The sequence below is a fragment of the Croceimicrobium hydrocarbonivorans genome, assembly GCF_014524565.1.
GTDB lineage: Bacteria > Bacteroidota > Bacteroidia > Flavobacteriales > Schleiferiaceae > Croceimicrobium > Croceimicrobium hydrocarbonivorans.
Genome location: NZ_CP060139.1, coordinates 2496731 through 2509863 on the forward strand (window position 1 = coordinate 2496731; position 13133 = coordinate 2509863).

Consider the following 13133-nt stretch of genomic DNA (forward strand, 5'->3'; position numbering starts at 1 on the left):
CAACAAAAAGCACTGTCAGCGTCGTTAATAGTAAATTTAAACCATAATCTATGAGTACAGAAGACCTCGACCCACTAGCTAAACTATCTCCTCAGGTTGCAATGCAAAGTGTAGAAAAAGCGATGATCTGCTTAGTTGAATCCCCTACCTTCGTAGGCATGAATGCCGCTGAACGCTTCGATGTGATGGATGGATTAGTATTATTGAAAAATCACTACTTATCCATCATTGAAAAGCCTTAGATAGCTTAAACTTTAGAAAAAAGCGGTTGATTTTTGATCAGCCGCTTTTTTTGTTAATTGGTAGGAATAAAATTTCTTGATTATGTTGAAGTTAAAAGTTTTGCCTATTGCTATCGTCTTCATGGCATTTTTAAATAGCTGTTCTCAAAGAATCGCTGATCTTACTACGGTGTCTACTCGCGATTTAGATGATCGTAAAACCCATGTGCTTTTAGAAAGGTACGTGAAGGGAACAGATAGCAGCATTGATAATATACTGTTTATTGGTCCTTGGAGCTCCCCTGATATTGAAGATGCTATTGATGATGCAGTTCGAGAGGTACCAGGCGGTGAGTATATGAAGAACGTCGTTATTAGAGAACGTCGATGGGGTTTTTTGTTAATGTCTTTTCGCACATTTACTGTAGAAGGTGATGTATATGGCATTGCTCCGTCCGAAAAATCAAATTGATAAAGTGCCCACTTTAGCTAAAACCTTGTTAATCTGTATAAATAGCCTAATTATTTCTATCAATTTAACTGATTCATTTACGAGGAAATAATTCTGAATGACTTTCGAGAAAAGTTTAATGCAAACGAAGCATTCAGATTATGAAAATTCAAAAACCTAGTAAGGCTCTTGCGGTGGAAGTAATGCCATCTGCTCAATATGAGCAAGCTTACAAACAAGCTAGTATTGGTCGCCAGGTAAATAACCGGCCCATTAGTAATATTGGTGCAGTAGCGCAAGGTGGTGGCCTTGGTTTTGGTTCCGATATTATGCCGGAAACCATTACGGCCAATTATGCTAATGAGACTGCAACCCCGGTTACAGTTATGTTATTTGATCCACTGGGCATTAATGCCGGTATTTTGGGAGGCACTTATGTAGATCCAACTTCTTGGAGTGGCGGACTGTCTAATGCCTTAATTAAGGAGTTTTTCAAACATCGGCCTTCTAGTTTCAAAGGTTTCAACTATCGCGTTACCACCGGTAGTGCCGCACAATTTGATCAGGCCGTGAAATGGCATAAGGGTCAAATTGATGGTTCTTCCGTTACTAGACCTTTAAACATTGGCCAGTATCAGCGTAATACTCAGCAAAACACGCTGATTCAAACTATCGATACGCAGTTTTATATCGATCAGTTCTCAGCCATGACTTTTGTTGTAGGTGCAAACACTACCATTGCAGTTGACTTTGTCTTTGGCGAAGTGCTGAACTCAGTAGTGGGCGGCTAATATTTCTCATCCGGACCTTGAGCAATGCTTAAGGGTCCGGCCTTTTGTTTTACGAGAAAATTAGACCTATGCAACTTACACCACAAGAATTATCCATACGCTTGGCTGAAGAGCCATTGCTATTTGCAAAAGTAGCCACTGACAATAATCCTGAAGATATCAGTCAAAAACTGATGGATGAGGGGATTATTAATGGTCCAGCACGAAACCCTGAATTGCTCGACTTAATTCTGCAAGTAGCACCTCAAATGAATCCCTCTCAATTGATATTCATTTTTGACGTTCCTTTTAGTTATAATCCAGATAATGAGGCTAGTGATGCGGGTTTTTTGGAGACATTTAGTGTGGTTGCTGATCGGAAAGGCTTAACTCCGGATAAAGCTACTTGGTCCACGCTTTACCCGACTTCAGCCGCAAGTTTGGGAGAGGCGCAAAGTGATTTTGTAGAAGGCCTAGAATATCCTCCGATCACCAGCACCCAAAACTTACCACTCAGTCGCTGTCAGGTATGTGCAATCCGAAGAGTTAAAACCCTGCTATTGGTAGGCATAGCTCTTTTATTAGTAATCATCCTTATCAAGAAGTGGTAAAATGAACTTAGATCCTAATTCAACAGAAGTTCCCGGATCCAATCCTACTGAAGTGGTTGATCAAACCGCTACCGGAAAGCAGAGTAGCTTTAACTGGAACGCATTTTTTAATACTATGGGAACAACAGCAACGGGTTTATTTGGAAATGGTGGAAATGCTGCCAATCGTAATCCAAGTGGGCCTCCATTTGTTTTTGAATCCAAGAGTAATTCAACTCTATGGATTGTGCTCATTGTGCTGGTTTTAGCCGCAGTATTAGCTTTTTACCTAATTAAAAAGCGATAGAGGTGGATCCAGCTTCAGCACAAATGATTGGCCAAGGCCTGGGCTCAGCTACTGAGCAACTTAACAATACTAATGCGCACGCCTATGTGGTACCCAATAGCTATTCCCAAATTCCATTCTATTTGACGGTAGTAGTGGTTTTTGCGGTAATAGCTGTTGTGGGTTTCGCGCTTTTTAGAAAAAAGTAAAATGGCGAATTGGTTATCATTTGGGGCAGGATGTCATACGGTTTGGGGCTCAGTAACCCGAGGTGCCGAGTGTGCAGAGGAAAACCGTAGGGATGAAATTTACGGCGAATTTAAAGCCTATGATCAGCAATTATTTGACCGAAGTATAAAGGAACGCGAGTTTCTTTTTGGGCAATATCAAGAGATTTTAACAATGCTTGTGCTTTTTGTTTTAGGTGCAGCATTTCTAATCTATTATTTACGAGACTAATGGACCAAAAGGCATCACGTTTATTATACCTGGTAATTGCTTTGGCCTTAGCAGCTTTTGGTTATTACTTCTTTTTTCTACCGGCTCGAAAAAGAGCTGCAGAATTAAAAATTGTGGAAGCGCAGGCTGAAGGAATGTCTGCGGATGCTGCTACTCAGTTAGCAAATCTGGAGGTGATGCAAGAGCAGGCAAAATTAGCTAGGAAGGCGAATCAAACTGAAAAAGCCCGCAGAAATGCATTGGTTTGGTTTGAAACGGAATATAATCCTCGTTTGCGCAATTGGCTTCGAGCATGGTTATGGACAAAGCCAACCGGCAAAGATTATTATCGCATTCATGATCAATCCTACATGAATTGGCTAAACAAAAATTTAGCAGAGGCTGGAGTAAAACGCGTCAAAGATGGATCATTAGGAGCCCTCCCATTAGGATGGACTTTAACCACGAATGGACAAAAACCGGGAAAAGAAATTTTAGTGGTGCCAACGCCCACTGGCAATATTTCTGTGGTAAATCCTCAAACGAATTACCCTCAAATTCAATTAGGGGTAACACCAAAATAATAAACTAAAAATCAGTACCATGAAATTATCTGGTAAGACTTTCATTTTCATCGCAGGTGCCATTATTGTTGGTGGTGTTTTAGCTGCTCTAAGTAGCCGATACTTAGAAACTAAAATCACTGAACGCAAATTGGAAAAAGCTGCCGCAGAAGGTGAATAACCAAGGATTTAAAAATATCCTTTTGACGGTCCTTATTGCTGTAGTGGTAGGGATTAGTGTAGAATACGCAAAACGTAAAATTTGGAAAGATGAATCGTAAAACTTGGATTATTATTGGAGTAGTATTGGTAGTGGCCGGTGCTGGTCTTTGGTATTACAATTCAAAGAAATTGAGTGTATCAGTTTCTGAGAAAGAACCCGTGTAGCTGTATGAAAGGGACAGGATTAATTATTGTTACCCTTGTTGTATTAGCGTTAACAGCATGGGCTATTGATCGATATCTTAAAGGGCAGAAAATTTTACCCAAGGTAGCGACCAATAGCTATAAAACGGGAATTTTCGCTATTTCTCCCGGTACTCAAGGAAATATTACAGGGCCTAATTCGGCTCGCAATGCGCTAGGGTTATGAAATCCTTCAAGGTTTGGGGCCTGGTAATTTTGGCTAGTGTAATTATTGGATTAGCTGTTTTTAGTCTTTTTAAACGAGGTAAAAGCACAAATACATCTAATGGGGGTTCCTCTAATGCCAATGTGCCTCCTGTACCCTGCGATTGGCCGATTAGATACGGAAATAGTGAGCCTTGCAATTTGGTTGAAAATCTTCAGATTGCTATTAATCGCTTTCCTATTGCAGCACCCCCATTAGAAGAGGATGGGCTATGGGGGCCTCTAACTGCTGAAGCTTTGAAAGCCCTTGGAAAGTCGGATATAGCTTATGGGCCTATTAGCCAAAGGCAGTTCGCTTCGGAATTTAGTTTTTAAAAATGGATTTTTTAACACAAGGTGGACCTATCAAGCTAAAACATGAAGTAGATGTAAAATCATCCCTTTATTTAGCTGCTGGCATTTTTCTGGCAATTACGTTAGGAGTGATGCTAGGTACTGCTTTAGTAAAGCGGTAAAACGTGAAGCAATCTAAGGTATTGCAATATTCAGCAATTGGAGCCGGAGCGGTAGCGCTTGGGCTTTTTCTGTTCTACTACTTACGCAAAAACTTTCCATTACCGGGGTCTTTACTTTTTGCCTCCAGAGATATTAAAAACTACATCAAGCAGGAAGAAAAATTGCGGTTAAATGCATACCGCGACCCTGGAGGCGTTTGGACTATTGGCTATGGTCATACTTCAGATTCTAAATTTCCGGTGAATGCAAATTCCAGAATTACCCAAAAAGAGGCTAATTTAATTTTTGAGCATGATGTAGATGAGGCCGAACACTGGGTTAGAGAGCGATTAAAGCGATCCATTACACAAAACCAATTTGATGCTTTAGTGTCTCACACCTTTAATACTGGGGGTAGTACCAGGTTAATGAAATTGGTGAATGAAAATGCGCATCCTGATGATATTTATCACTGGTTTACTTCTCGATATACTTCCCAAAATGGTCAATTACTAGCTGGATTATTAACCCGCCGACGTGAAGAGGCAGAAATATTTTTTGCCTCGTGAAACGATTCTCAGAAGTCAAAGAAATTGATCGCTCCAAGATCATTGTAGATCCTAAACTTTTTCAAGGTAGGCAATCCGAATTTTCTGAAGATACAGTTAAGGCAATTGTATCAAAAGGCGCTTATGACCGTAGTGCTGAGCCTATCATATTGTGGTATGATGCGGAAAGAGAAAAGTATGTTGTAATTTCTGGACATTCTCGGTTTGAAGCCTCCGAAAGGCTTTACAAATCAGGAAAGCAACCGGATTTGAAAACAATGCCGGCTAAACTTTTCTTAGGTGATTTAGATGATGCTATCGATTATGCTACTTTAGAAAGTAATCGAGGGAGTACGGAGGAAGGACTAGTGTCCGATATTCAAGCTTATCGTAGGGCTGTTGCCAAAGGTTTTAATCGTGAAAAATTACTGTCAATATTTAAGCCCGAAAGTAAACTGAATAAGCTTAAAGATTTAAGCTATTTAAATCCCAAAGGCCAATTTGTTGAGGAATTGAGCAAATCTAGCGCTCGTTCTTTTCCCTATTTAGAAAGAAATTCGAGGTGGGTAGGTCAGTTGCGTAAAGTGCTGCCTCAACTTACCGATAGCCATGAACAGGAGCTTTTTAATTATTTCTATAAGGGTAAGCCGTCTGCTTTAAAGCAAGGCAAAGATCAGTTTTTTGATTTGGTTGATAAACGAGTAAACCGCATTGATTTTGATTCTAATAAAGCTTTGAACCTTGAAAATAGGATCAGCGCAAATGCCTTGACTGATCCTATAACAGAGCAGTTAAAGGACTTAGAAAAGGATATTACTGAATTTCAAAAGCGCATTCAAGCTAAGCGACAAAATATTATTAGAGCTAAGGAAGCAAAAGTTCCGGATGCTGAAAAAATCATTTCTACTCTTCAAAAAGAAATTACCCAGTACGAAGCGGCAATTCTTCGTAAAATGGAAGATCAAAATAAATTGCGTCAGCAAAAGGGAAAAATTGAGCGGGAAACGGTGGTTGATTTATTTAGTCAATCTGAGGAAATTCCTGCAAAGAAAAAACCATCTGAACAGATCAAAGAAAAAACTGAAAGGTTAACTGATCGCGAATATCGCGAAAGCCAAGTTCCTAAAATTGTAGAAAAGGGAGATTTAGCAAACCTAATTTACGATGGCCAGAAGTACTTTGGTTTAAAGGTGAAAGAAGTGGATTTCTGGGAAGGAAATTTTTTCAGTATTGATCGTTGGGTTTACATTTTAGAATTACCATCAGGAAAGACAGTTCGAGAAGATAATAAAGCCAATGTTGAAAAGTTTGATCCAAGTAAAAACAAAAAAGGAGAGCAGGAAAATGCATATCCTTTACTGGATCCAACTGGTCGAATGTATAAAACTGCAATTTCTGCCTGGTATGCTTCAAGTATGTCTCCGGATCGTCGTGGTCGTTCCTTTATGGCTGAGCATGAAAGGTATTTAAATGAAATACAGCAAGAACTTATTGAACTAGCCGAAAAGCATGATACTAAAGAGTTAGTTACCCCTGCTTTTAATAGATATTTAGAAAAATATCGCAGTTATGCGGCTGATTATTTACATCGTCAAAGTGGAATTGCAAGCTCCATGGTTACCGGTCCAGCAAATTTCCCAACGGCCCGAAATCGAAAGCGAGGTGATGTTCAAGAACGCAAAGTAAAAGAATGGAATCGATGGGATTCTAAGGCCTTAGCTCGAATCAAGAAAGAACTCATAAATGAGCCACTTCCAACTGATAACCCAACTGAGGAGCTGAGTCGGCAAAAAGAAAAACTTCAAGCGCTAAAAGATCTTCAGATAAACTATAGAGCGATTAATGCCGCTTATCGAAAGTTTAAAAAGGACCCATCATCATTAGATAGCCAAGACTTATCCGATGTGGTGAAAGAAAGGATACGAAATTGGAAACCGGACTATAGTTATGAAACGGCTCCTATTCAGCCCTATCAAATGAGCAATAATAATGCGAACATCAAGCGAGTTGAGCAGCGCATTAAGGAGTTAGAAGTTAAAAGTAAGATTGCGGAATCAGGGAAAACACCAGAAGTTAAGTTTGATGGTGGTGTAGTCGTGTTAAACGCATTAGATAATCGTATTCAGATATTCTTTGATGATAAGCCGGATGCCAATACCAGGGATGAGCTTAAAAAAAGTGGATTTAAATGGGCTCCCAGTAAGAAGGCATGGCAGCGCATGGTTACCGATAATGCCATTTTTAAAACAGCCAAGCTTTCTTTTATTAAAAGTGAAGGTCCTTGGGAAGATTTATTTAAGGTAAACCAAAGCAAAAAGAAAACACTAAATCCTATTTCTGATCCAAAGAAAAAGGAATGGAAAGTAGATTTAAAAGCTTTGGCCGCTTCTATCCGAAACCTATTGAATTTAGGCGGTGGAAATGCCGTAAAAGTTAGTACCAAAACTTCAGGAGAAAACCGATCTGATCATCACATCTTTATTGAGATGCGAGACGGTTCAAGCTTTGATAAGCGCACTAGAAATATTTTGGAGAGCTGGCCACTGGATAAAGGACAGGTCAAAGGTTATGGGCTAAAGATTTACACGGGCCAGGCTATGCAGGTTCAGGAAGCTATTAAGGAGGTTTCAGCGGCTGATGATTTTAAAGAGATTATTGGCTGTCCTCCAATGAAGGACGGTAAACGGTTAATTGATGCTGAAAGCATTCGCAAATTAGAATCCTGTATAGCCAACTTACCCCAAACAAAAAAGCAACATACCAATGAGGCAGGAGAATACCAGGCCGATCGCTTAAAGCTGCATGCCAAAATAATAGGCGAGTTTAAGAAGGATGCAAAATGTACCGGTGGTAAAAAGCCAATTGCAATTCTTACGGGCGGAGCACCTGGAGCAGGTAAAAGCACCTTTTTGAAAAACTTTGCTCCTTGGCTTTTATCTGATAGTGTTTATCACATTGACGCAGATGAAGTAAGGGCAAAATTGCCTGAATATAAGGGATGGAATGCAAGTGCCACGCATGAGGAAACTAGCGATATCACTAAAAAACTGATTCGTGAAATTGGCAAGCCTTGTGAATATGACCTTATTTATGATGGCACCATGAATAAGGCCAAAAAGTATGGGCCCTTAGTAACTCAACTTAAGGATTTAGGGTACCAGGTATTTGTGATTTATCTCCAAGTTCCAAAGGAGCTAAGCAAACAAAGGGTATTAGATCGATACAAAACTTCAGGGCGTTATGTTCCGATGTCGGTAATAGATGAAATTTACGAAAATGGCCTTGAAGCGTATGATGAAGTAATTAAGAGCGCGGATGGCTTTATTCGAGTGAATGGTGAAACCCAAGAGATTGTTGAAAAGGGAGGAATGCAGCTTCCGAAAAGGCGAAAGTTAGCTAATCAACCATCTAAAAGTGAGCCTTCAAAAGCAGATCGAGATTCGATAGGTACTATTCGTAAAGAAATCAATGAATACTTGATTTTATCAGAAAACCAAGTGAGGAATTTTGCGGAAAAGATTAATCGCTTAAGAAAAGTCAATAGCCAAAAAATAGATGGATCTCAGATTAATAAAAAGGTACTGCCTCTTACGGCTGACGGCCTATTCCGATGGGCAAAAAATCCCGGGGCATACGATTTACCTGGAATAGATGCTCCAGATGAAACAAAACCAACCATCAAACCGAGAAAAATCAAAAAGTTAGAACCCGCTAATTCTTCCTCTGGAGGCTTTTGGCAACAATTATGGAATGGTAAATGAAAAGCTTAATTTTACAGAACAAAGCCGTAGCAGTAGCCATTTTAGTGGCTCTAATTATTCTAATAGCTGTTTACTACAAGGGTCGTTCCGATGGTAGTGAGCCGGGTTTCTTCACTCGACTTTTTGGCTTAGATGATAATTCCGATAATACGGGGTCCAAGGATGTTGTTCGAAAGGTATATGTTTCAGATGGGACCGGTGATAATGCATGGAATCCTCAATCTGTAACCGATCGACTTTATCAAACTATTCAGGACCATCGTTGGTATTCTCCTAATGGTACGGATATCAATAATGCATTTGCCACCTTTAACTCACTTTCCTACAATCAGAAGATTGCAGTTATAAATGACTGGGAACAGCGTATCAAAGGATTAGATGTGAGTGGATGGGGTACTGGTGATTATGGGTCTCTTTACGATACCATTAGCCAATGGCAAGGAAATTTTCAGCCTCAAGTAGAAATTGCTTGGAGCTGGATGAATAGTAATCAAATTGAATAATAGGTATGGCCGGCAAAGGTTTATTTAAAGTTTTAGTTGTTCCAGCAGGAGGTAATCCAATTAATCCGTTTAACAATCAAGTGTTTAGCAGGATTGTGGTTACTAATCAAGACCCAGGTGATTCCGCTAAAATCACTATTAATGGCCAAGAGGATGATATTTTACCCGGGGAACAAATGGATTACTGGAGCCAAAATTCAGGCTTGGCCATGGTAGTTCAAAGTATTAGTGCCGGTCTCAATGATAATTTTATTATTCGGGCATTTACCTAAGATTTTAAGGCTATGACGATATTAGAACGTATTACGAAACTTTACCGAGATAATTTTAACAGTACCACGCATGGCACGCACCGGGATGTTCTTAATGAGCTGGCCGGTATTCCAGTTAAAACCATTGAGGCCGATTACAATTTGTCCGATGACGATAGAGGTTATTGCATTCAAAGCCTTTCAGATGATCCCGTAATTGTTCGTATTCCATCGGATATATCCGAAGGGTTTTTCTGTACCCTAGAGCGTTTGGGCTCTGGATCTTTTGAATTTAGGGGTAATGGTTTTACAATTAATGGAGTAGAAGATTTAAGCATTTCCATTGAAAACCAATGGAACTCAGTATATGTTCGGGTTTATGGACCTACTCGGGCTAAAGTTGAAGGCTCATTTTTACAAAATTAATGGCGCAATTATTTAAAATACTAGCTCCAATTTTATCTACTAGTGAATCTGCCGCTAATCTTTATCGACAAGCTGTAATTGCAGCCGGTGGCCAGGTAGAAAGCATTACTTGCTATCAAGCAAGTATTAATGCTTTAGATGCGGTAGATATACAAATGCTGACGACATCTTTAGCTTATAAAAGAGCAGTTGAAACCGATGGTGGGTCTGTAGAAAGTCCATTCTGTTATAGACAAAATTTAATTGCTTTCAATTCGGTTGAAATTCAATCTTTAGCAGCATTACAAGCATATCAGGCCGCAGTAGAATTAGATGGTGGATCCTTAGAAAGTCCTTTCTGCTATAGGCAAGGGATTATTGAACTTAATAATGTGAATTTATAATGGCAACGGCATTTGACAGCGCAAATATTTTGATTGGAAAAGGTGGGGGTTTTAAGGCTGGTACCCTTTATGGAGAAAGCCCAAGCTCGGGATTAGGGACATTAGTAGATTTTGATGCTGTTCAAAATACTTCTAATGCTAGTCGCGTCAATAGTACGGGGCAAATTGAATTTGTGCCCGCTAATACGCCCCGATGGTGTTGGGCGGAATTAGGGAACTGTCCAAGCCTATTGGATGAACCTGATCGGACAAATTTTGCCACGGATAATAGCCCCTGCAAATTGGTATAATTCCACTTTAACGCCTGCTGAGCCAGGCGCATTTGAACTAAACAATAGTTTTGACTGGGGCCTATATACCCAAAACGGCACTACCAATAATTTAGGATTTGTCTATGGGGGTTTTTCACCAGGCCAAAACTGGGCAATTAGTTTGTATGTGAAAATATCAGCTAGTGGGGATTATATCGGGGTAAGAGAAACCGGGAATGGTATTGGGGTAGTGCGTATTTCTACCGAAACTGTAACTACAGCCGGAGGAGGAATTTCTTCCGTAAAGGTTTACGATACTGTAAACGATGACATTAAACGAGTAGTAATTCTAGGGACTACTTTGGGCGCAAATAATTTATTCCTACAGTTACCCAGTAGTGGGGGCAATTCTGGAGTTGATGACGGTAATACGTTGCAGTTAACGGCTTTTCAATTAGAAGCTGGCACATATGCAACTAGCGTTATTAGAACAACCGGCTTGGCGCGTACCCGAAATGCGGATGTAGTTTCATCTAGTGCAATTGGAGCCTTATTGGAGGACTTAGAAGGGAATTTTTACCTAGAAGCCACGGTCTTTGATGATACGGTAAGTAATGTAATCGAGCTTTCCCAAAGTGGAGCTGAATCTACAAACGCCATTCGCATTGATATTAATGGTACTGGAATTGAGGGGACTTGTGTTGGTTCCGGAGGTACTACTTCTATTTCTGGAGCTCCGGCCGTAGCCGGTACCTACAATAAAGTTTGTTTCAACTATGGGGCAAGTGGTATGAGCTTGCATGTAGACGGAAGCACGGAAGGCAGCGCATCAAATGGAGGTCTGCCTAGTACTTTGAATCAGTGGCGTTTTACGGATGGGACAAATCCATTTAGGGGCAGGATCCGGGTTTGCGCGTATAACCCGAATAAGCTAAATGCCACCGAATCTAACAATCTAACAACATAATTGGAATGAATATAGATGTGAAGATTTATTCTATTGCTTATCCTAATTTACAGGACCTAACAGCAGCTTTAAAAGCTAAAGGAGTACTAAATGAGGCTGGCCAATATGCTGCGCAAACGCATTCGGTTGTGATTTTAAATCATGTACCGGTACAAAGGGCGCAATATGATCAGCAGGGTAATCTAACTCAACAAGAAATCCTTTCTCCCCTTACTCATGCCGATGTTATGAGCGAAAATTTGAACCTAGATTTTGGGAATAACATTAGTGAGTTGAATGCATTGTTTCATTCGTTTTAAACCTAAGTTATGGATTGGAATAGACCCCGCACTACAAAGGAGCTTTACGATCGCTTTTTACAATTTTTCTGTATTGAAGAATTAGTAACTCCGGAATGTCATGCAAAATTTAAAAATCGAGGAAACTACTTTTTCCTCTCTCGTTTTGATCCGCGACTACTGACAGTAATTCTTTGGGCACGAGAATCCATTGACCGGCCTTTTTATGCCAATAATTGGCATACGGCTAATCCTGGGGAAACGGTATATGATGAGCGGGGATTGCGCGATAATCTTTGTGATATTGTTCAAGGAAAAACACAAGTCTATATTTCCGGCCATGTTTTGGGAATGGCTTTAGACTTCAAGGTAAAGGATATGCCGGCCCCTAAAGTTCGTCAATGGTTTATCGAAAACCAAAAGGATTGCCCCTATCCAATTCGATTGGAAAACAATTTGAATGGCGTTCCAATTTCCTGGGTTCATTTAGACGTTTGCGATGATCCTTATAATTCAAAAGTCCATTTATTTAATGTTTGAGGGCATGCAAATCGATATCGATCAAATAAAGGTTTGGGGTTTCAATTTAACTACCCTGGTAGTTAGTTTTTCAGATTTGGCCTCTTCAGTTTTAAGTATGATTGGAGCTGGATTAGCAGTAGTCTATACAGGCTATAAAATTCGGTTATTGCACCTAGAGCAGAAACAAAAAGCAATACAAGATGAGTAGTATTTGGCAGAAAATCAGCGGTATTTTCACCGGTGGGGATATGGTAAAGCAAATTGTAGATGGTGTCGATCGCTTTGTAACTACCAAAGAAGAAAAGGCGCAGTTAGAAAACATTGCTCTTCAAATTGCCCATGAGCATGAATTAGCGCTTCAGTCAGAAGCCTTCAAAGTTGAAATGGAATTTAACCAGCGAATAAAGGACCTGGAAGGTACGGCAAAAGACCTGGTGCAAGCCGGTTGGATGGGGCGTGTTGTGCTGTTTTTAAGAGGGGCACAGCGGCCTATTTGGGGCTGGGGAACCATTATCATAGACGTACTTTATTTCTTAAAGCGTCTGGATTTAACGCCTACCGGTGAGGATATGCTTTATACTATTAATATGATTGTCCTGGCTTTCCTTTTTGGCGAACGTACCATTCAAAATGTCGCCCCCCACTTTAAGGAGCTCATTCGGGCGAGAAAGCAGCCCGTAACTGAATAAGAAAAGCCCCTAATTGGGGCTTTTTGGATTTAGAATACTTTGGACAAATTCTAGCGTAGAATCTTTTTAGTTTTCTGAAAGAACATATTAGGCGTTTTGGATGGCGTCGATTAAATCAGCTTTATAAGCGCCATAAATTTGAATCACTACCGGATCTAACTTTTGACCTT

22 protein-coding genes are annotated in these 13133 nt (G+C 40.1%); all 22 read left to right on the forward strand.

The features are described 5' to 3' along the window. Positions 1-50: 50 nt before the first annotated feature. The 22 genes from H4K34_RS11230 to H4K34_RS11335 all read left to right on the forward strand — a co-directional run bounded on the left by H4K34_RS11230 (position 51) and on the right by H4K34_RS11335 (position 12963). The gene (locus tag H4K34_RS11230) at positions 51-242 is read left to right on the forward strand and encodes a hypothetical protein (RefSeq protein WP_210757519.1); all 192 of its coding nucleotides are present in this window, start codon (positions 51-53) and stop codon (positions 240-242) included. 82 nt (positions 243-324) lie between these two features. Next, positions 325-693 (forward strand): hypothetical protein, encoded by a 369-nt coding sequence (locus tag H4K34_RS11235; RefSeq protein WP_210757520.1) that lies wholly within the window; start codon positions 325-327, stop codon positions 691-693. A 140-nt stretch (positions 694-833) separates the two neighbouring features. Continuing rightward, entirely contained in the window at positions 834-1463 is a 630-nt protein-coding gene (locus tag H4K34_RS11240; protein ID WP_210757521.1) for a hypothetical protein, read from the forward strand. A 68-nt stretch (positions 1464-1531) separates the two neighbouring features. Continuing rightward, entirely contained in the window at positions 1532-2053 is a 522-nt protein-coding gene (locus H4K34_RS11245) for a hypothetical protein (RefSeq protein ID WP_210757522.1), read from the forward strand. A gap of 1 nt (position 2054) precedes the next feature. After that, positions 2055-2339, forward strand: a complete 285-nt coding sequence (locus H4K34_RS11250) for a hypothetical protein (protein WP_210757523.1) — start codon at positions 2055-2057, stop codon at positions 2337-2339. A gap of 2 nt (positions 2340-2341) precedes the next feature. After that, positions 2342-2527 carry a hypothetical protein gene (locus H4K34_RS11255; RefSeq protein ID WP_210757524.1) on the forward strand — a complete coding sequence of 62 codons (186 nt, stop codon included), beginning with the start codon at positions 2342-2344 and terminating at the stop codon, positions 2525-2527. Between the two features lies 1 nt (position 2528). Further along, on the forward strand, positions 2529-2777 hold the full coding sequence (locus tag H4K34_RS11260; protein ID WP_210757525.1) for a hypothetical protein: 249 nt from the start codon (positions 2529-2531) through the stop codon (positions 2775-2777). 41 nt (positions 2778-2818) lie between these two features. Further along, positions 2819-3340, forward strand: coding sequence for a hypothetical protein (locus H4K34_RS11265; RefSeq protein ID WP_210757526.1), 522 nt, complete (start codon positions 2819-2821; stop codon positions 3338-3340). A gap of 19 nt (positions 3341-3359) precedes the next feature. Continuing rightward, positions 3360-3500: a hypothetical protein gene (locus H4K34_RS11270; RefSeq protein ID WP_210757527.1), complete on the forward strand. Its 141-nt coding sequence runs from the start codon at positions 3360-3362 to the stop codon at positions 3498-3500. A 210-nt stretch (positions 3501-3710) separates the two neighbouring features. Further along, on the forward strand, positions 3711-3911 hold the full coding sequence (locus H4K34_RS11275; protein ID WP_210757528.1) for a hypothetical protein: 201 nt from the start codon (positions 3711-3713) through the stop codon (positions 3909-3911). Continuing rightward, positions 3908-4264 carry a hypothetical protein gene (locus H4K34_RS11280; protein WP_210757529.1) on the forward strand — a complete coding sequence of 119 codons (357 nt, stop codon included), beginning with the start codon at positions 3908-3910 and terminating at the stop codon, positions 4262-4264. Before H4K34_RS11275 ends, H4K34_RS11280 begins: the two co-directional genes overlap by 4 nt. 143 nt (positions 4265-4407) lie before the next feature. Continuing rightward, complete coding sequence (locus tag H4K34_RS11285) at positions 4408-4953, forward strand: lysozyme (RefSeq protein ID WP_210757530.1); 546 nt, start codon at positions 4408-4410, stop codon at positions 4951-4953. After that, positions 4950-8693: a zeta toxin family protein gene (locus H4K34_RS11290; RefSeq protein ID WP_210757531.1), complete on the forward strand. Its 3744-nt coding sequence runs from the start codon at positions 4950-4952 to the stop codon at positions 8691-8693. Before H4K34_RS11285 ends, H4K34_RS11290 begins: the two co-directional genes overlap by 4 nt. Then, positions 8690-9196 carry a hypothetical protein gene (locus tag H4K34_RS11295; protein ID WP_210757532.1) on the forward strand — a complete coding sequence of 169 codons (507 nt, stop codon included), beginning with the start codon at positions 8690-8692 and terminating at the stop codon, positions 9194-9196. Before H4K34_RS11290 ends, H4K34_RS11295 begins: the two co-directional genes overlap by 4 nt. A 5-nt stretch (positions 9197-9201) precedes the next feature. Then, positions 9202-9468 carry a hypothetical protein gene (locus tag H4K34_RS11300; RefSeq protein WP_210757533.1) on the forward strand — a complete coding sequence of 89 codons (267 nt, stop codon included), beginning with the start codon at positions 9202-9204 and terminating at the stop codon, positions 9466-9468. Positions 9469-9480: 12 nt separating this feature from the next. Then, the gene (locus H4K34_RS11305; protein ID WP_210757534.1) at positions 9481-9873 is read left to right on the forward strand and encodes a hypothetical protein; all 393 of its coding nucleotides are present in this window, start codon (positions 9481-9483) and stop codon (positions 9871-9873) included. Beyond that, positions 9873-10256 carry a hypothetical protein gene (locus H4K34_RS11310; protein WP_210757535.1) on the forward strand — a complete coding sequence of 128 codons (384 nt, stop codon included), beginning with the start codon at positions 9873-9875 and terminating at the stop codon, positions 10254-10256. Before H4K34_RS11305 ends, H4K34_RS11310 begins: the two co-directional genes overlap by 1 nt. Before the next feature lie 234 nt (positions 10257-10490). After that, positions 10491-11474: a phage head spike fiber domain-containing protein gene (locus H4K34_RS11315; protein WP_210757536.1), complete on the forward strand. Its 984-nt coding sequence runs from the start codon at positions 10491-10493 to the stop codon at positions 11472-11474. A 5-nt stretch (positions 11475-11479) separates the two neighbouring features. Continuing rightward, positions 11480-11773 (forward strand): hypothetical protein, encoded by a 294-nt coding sequence (locus tag H4K34_RS11320; RefSeq protein ID WP_210757537.1) that lies wholly within the window; start codon positions 11480-11482, stop codon positions 11771-11773. Positions 11774-11782: 9 nt separating this feature from the next. Further along, positions 11783-12292 (forward strand): hypothetical protein, encoded by a 510-nt coding sequence (locus H4K34_RS11325; RefSeq protein ID WP_210757538.1) that lies wholly within the window; start codon positions 11783-11785, stop codon positions 12290-12292. 4 nt (positions 12293-12296) lie between these two features. Next, the gene (locus H4K34_RS11330) at positions 12297-12482 is read left to right on the forward strand and encodes a hypothetical protein (protein ID WP_210757539.1); all 186 of its coding nucleotides are present in this window, start codon (positions 12297-12299) and stop codon (positions 12480-12482) included. Beyond that, a complete protein-coding gene (locus tag H4K34_RS11335; RefSeq protein ID WP_210757540.1) occupies positions 12475-12963 on the forward strand; it encodes a hypothetical protein in 489 nt (162 codons plus the stop codon). The genes H4K34_RS11330 and H4K34_RS11335 overlap by 8 nt, the downstream gene beginning before the upstream one ends. Positions 12964-13133 lie beyond the last annotated feature (170 nt).

Excerpts from the sequence above, each read along its gene's own strand:
- H4K34_RS11230 (WP_210757519.1), top strand. The coding sequence starts at position 51 with ATGAGTACAGAAGACCTCGACCCACTAGCTAAACTATCTCCTCAGGTT.
- H4K34_RS11235 (WP_210757520.1), top strand. The coding sequence starts at position 325 with ATGTTGAAGTTAAAAGTTTTGCCTATTGCTATCGTCTTCATGGCATTT.
- H4K34_RS11240 (WP_210757521.1), top strand. The coding sequence starts at position 834 with ATGAAAATTCAAAAACCTAGTAAGGCTCTTGCGGTGGAAGTAATGCCA.
- H4K34_RS11245 (WP_210757522.1), top strand. The coding sequence starts at position 1,532 with ATGCAACTTACACCACAAGAATTATCCATACGCTTGGCTGAAGAGCCA.
- H4K34_RS11250 (WP_210757523.1), top strand. The coding sequence starts at position 2,055 with ATGAACTTAGATCCTAATTCAACAGAAGTTCCCGGATCCAATCCTACT.
- H4K34_RS11260 (WP_210757525.1), top strand. The coding sequence starts at position 2,529 with ATGGCGAATTGGTTATCATTTGGGGCAGGATGTCATACGGTTTGGGGC.
- H4K34_RS11270 (WP_210757527.1), top strand. The coding sequence starts at position 3,360 with ATGAAATTATCTGGTAAGACTTTCATTTTCATCGCAGGTGCCATTATT.
- H4K34_RS11275 (WP_210757528.1), top strand. The coding sequence starts at position 3,711 with ATGAAAGGGACAGGATTAATTATTGTTACCCTTGTTGTATTAGCGTTA.
- H4K34_RS11280 (WP_210757529.1), top strand. The coding sequence starts at position 3,908 with ATGAAATCCTTCAAGGTTTGGGGCCTGGTAATTTTGGCTAGTGTAATT.
- H4K34_RS11295 (WP_210757532.1), top strand. The coding sequence starts at position 8,690 with ATGAAAAGCTTAATTTTACAGAACAAAGCCGTAGCAGTAGCCATTTTA.
- H4K34_RS11300 (WP_210757533.1), top strand. The coding sequence starts at position 9,202 with ATGGCCGGCAAAGGTTTATTTAAAGTTTTAGTTGTTCCAGCAGGAGGT.
- H4K34_RS11305 (WP_210757534.1), top strand. The coding sequence starts at position 9,481 with ATGACGATATTAGAACGTATTACGAAACTTTACCGAGATAATTTTAAC.
- H4K34_RS11310 (WP_210757535.1), top strand. The coding sequence starts at position 9,873 with ATGGCGCAATTATTTAAAATACTAGCTCCAATTTTATCTACTAGTGAA.
- H4K34_RS11315 (WP_210757536.1), top strand. The coding sequence starts at position 10,491 with ATGAACCTGATCGGACAAATTTTGCCACGGATAATAGCCCCTGCAAAT.
- H4K34_RS11320 (WP_210757537.1), top strand. The coding sequence starts at position 11,480 with ATGAATATAGATGTGAAGATTTATTCTATTGCTTATCCTAATTTACAG.
- H4K34_RS11325 (WP_210757538.1), top strand. The coding sequence starts at position 11,783 with ATGGATTGGAATAGACCCCGCACTACAAAGGAGCTTTACGATCGCTTT.
- H4K34_RS11330 (WP_210757539.1), top strand. The coding sequence starts at position 12,297 with ATGCAAATCGATATCGATCAAATAAAGGTTTGGGGTTTCAATTTAACT.
- H4K34_RS11335 (WP_210757540.1), top strand. The coding sequence starts at position 12,475 with ATGAGTAGTATTTGGCAGAAAATCAGCGGTATTTTCACCGGTGGGGAT.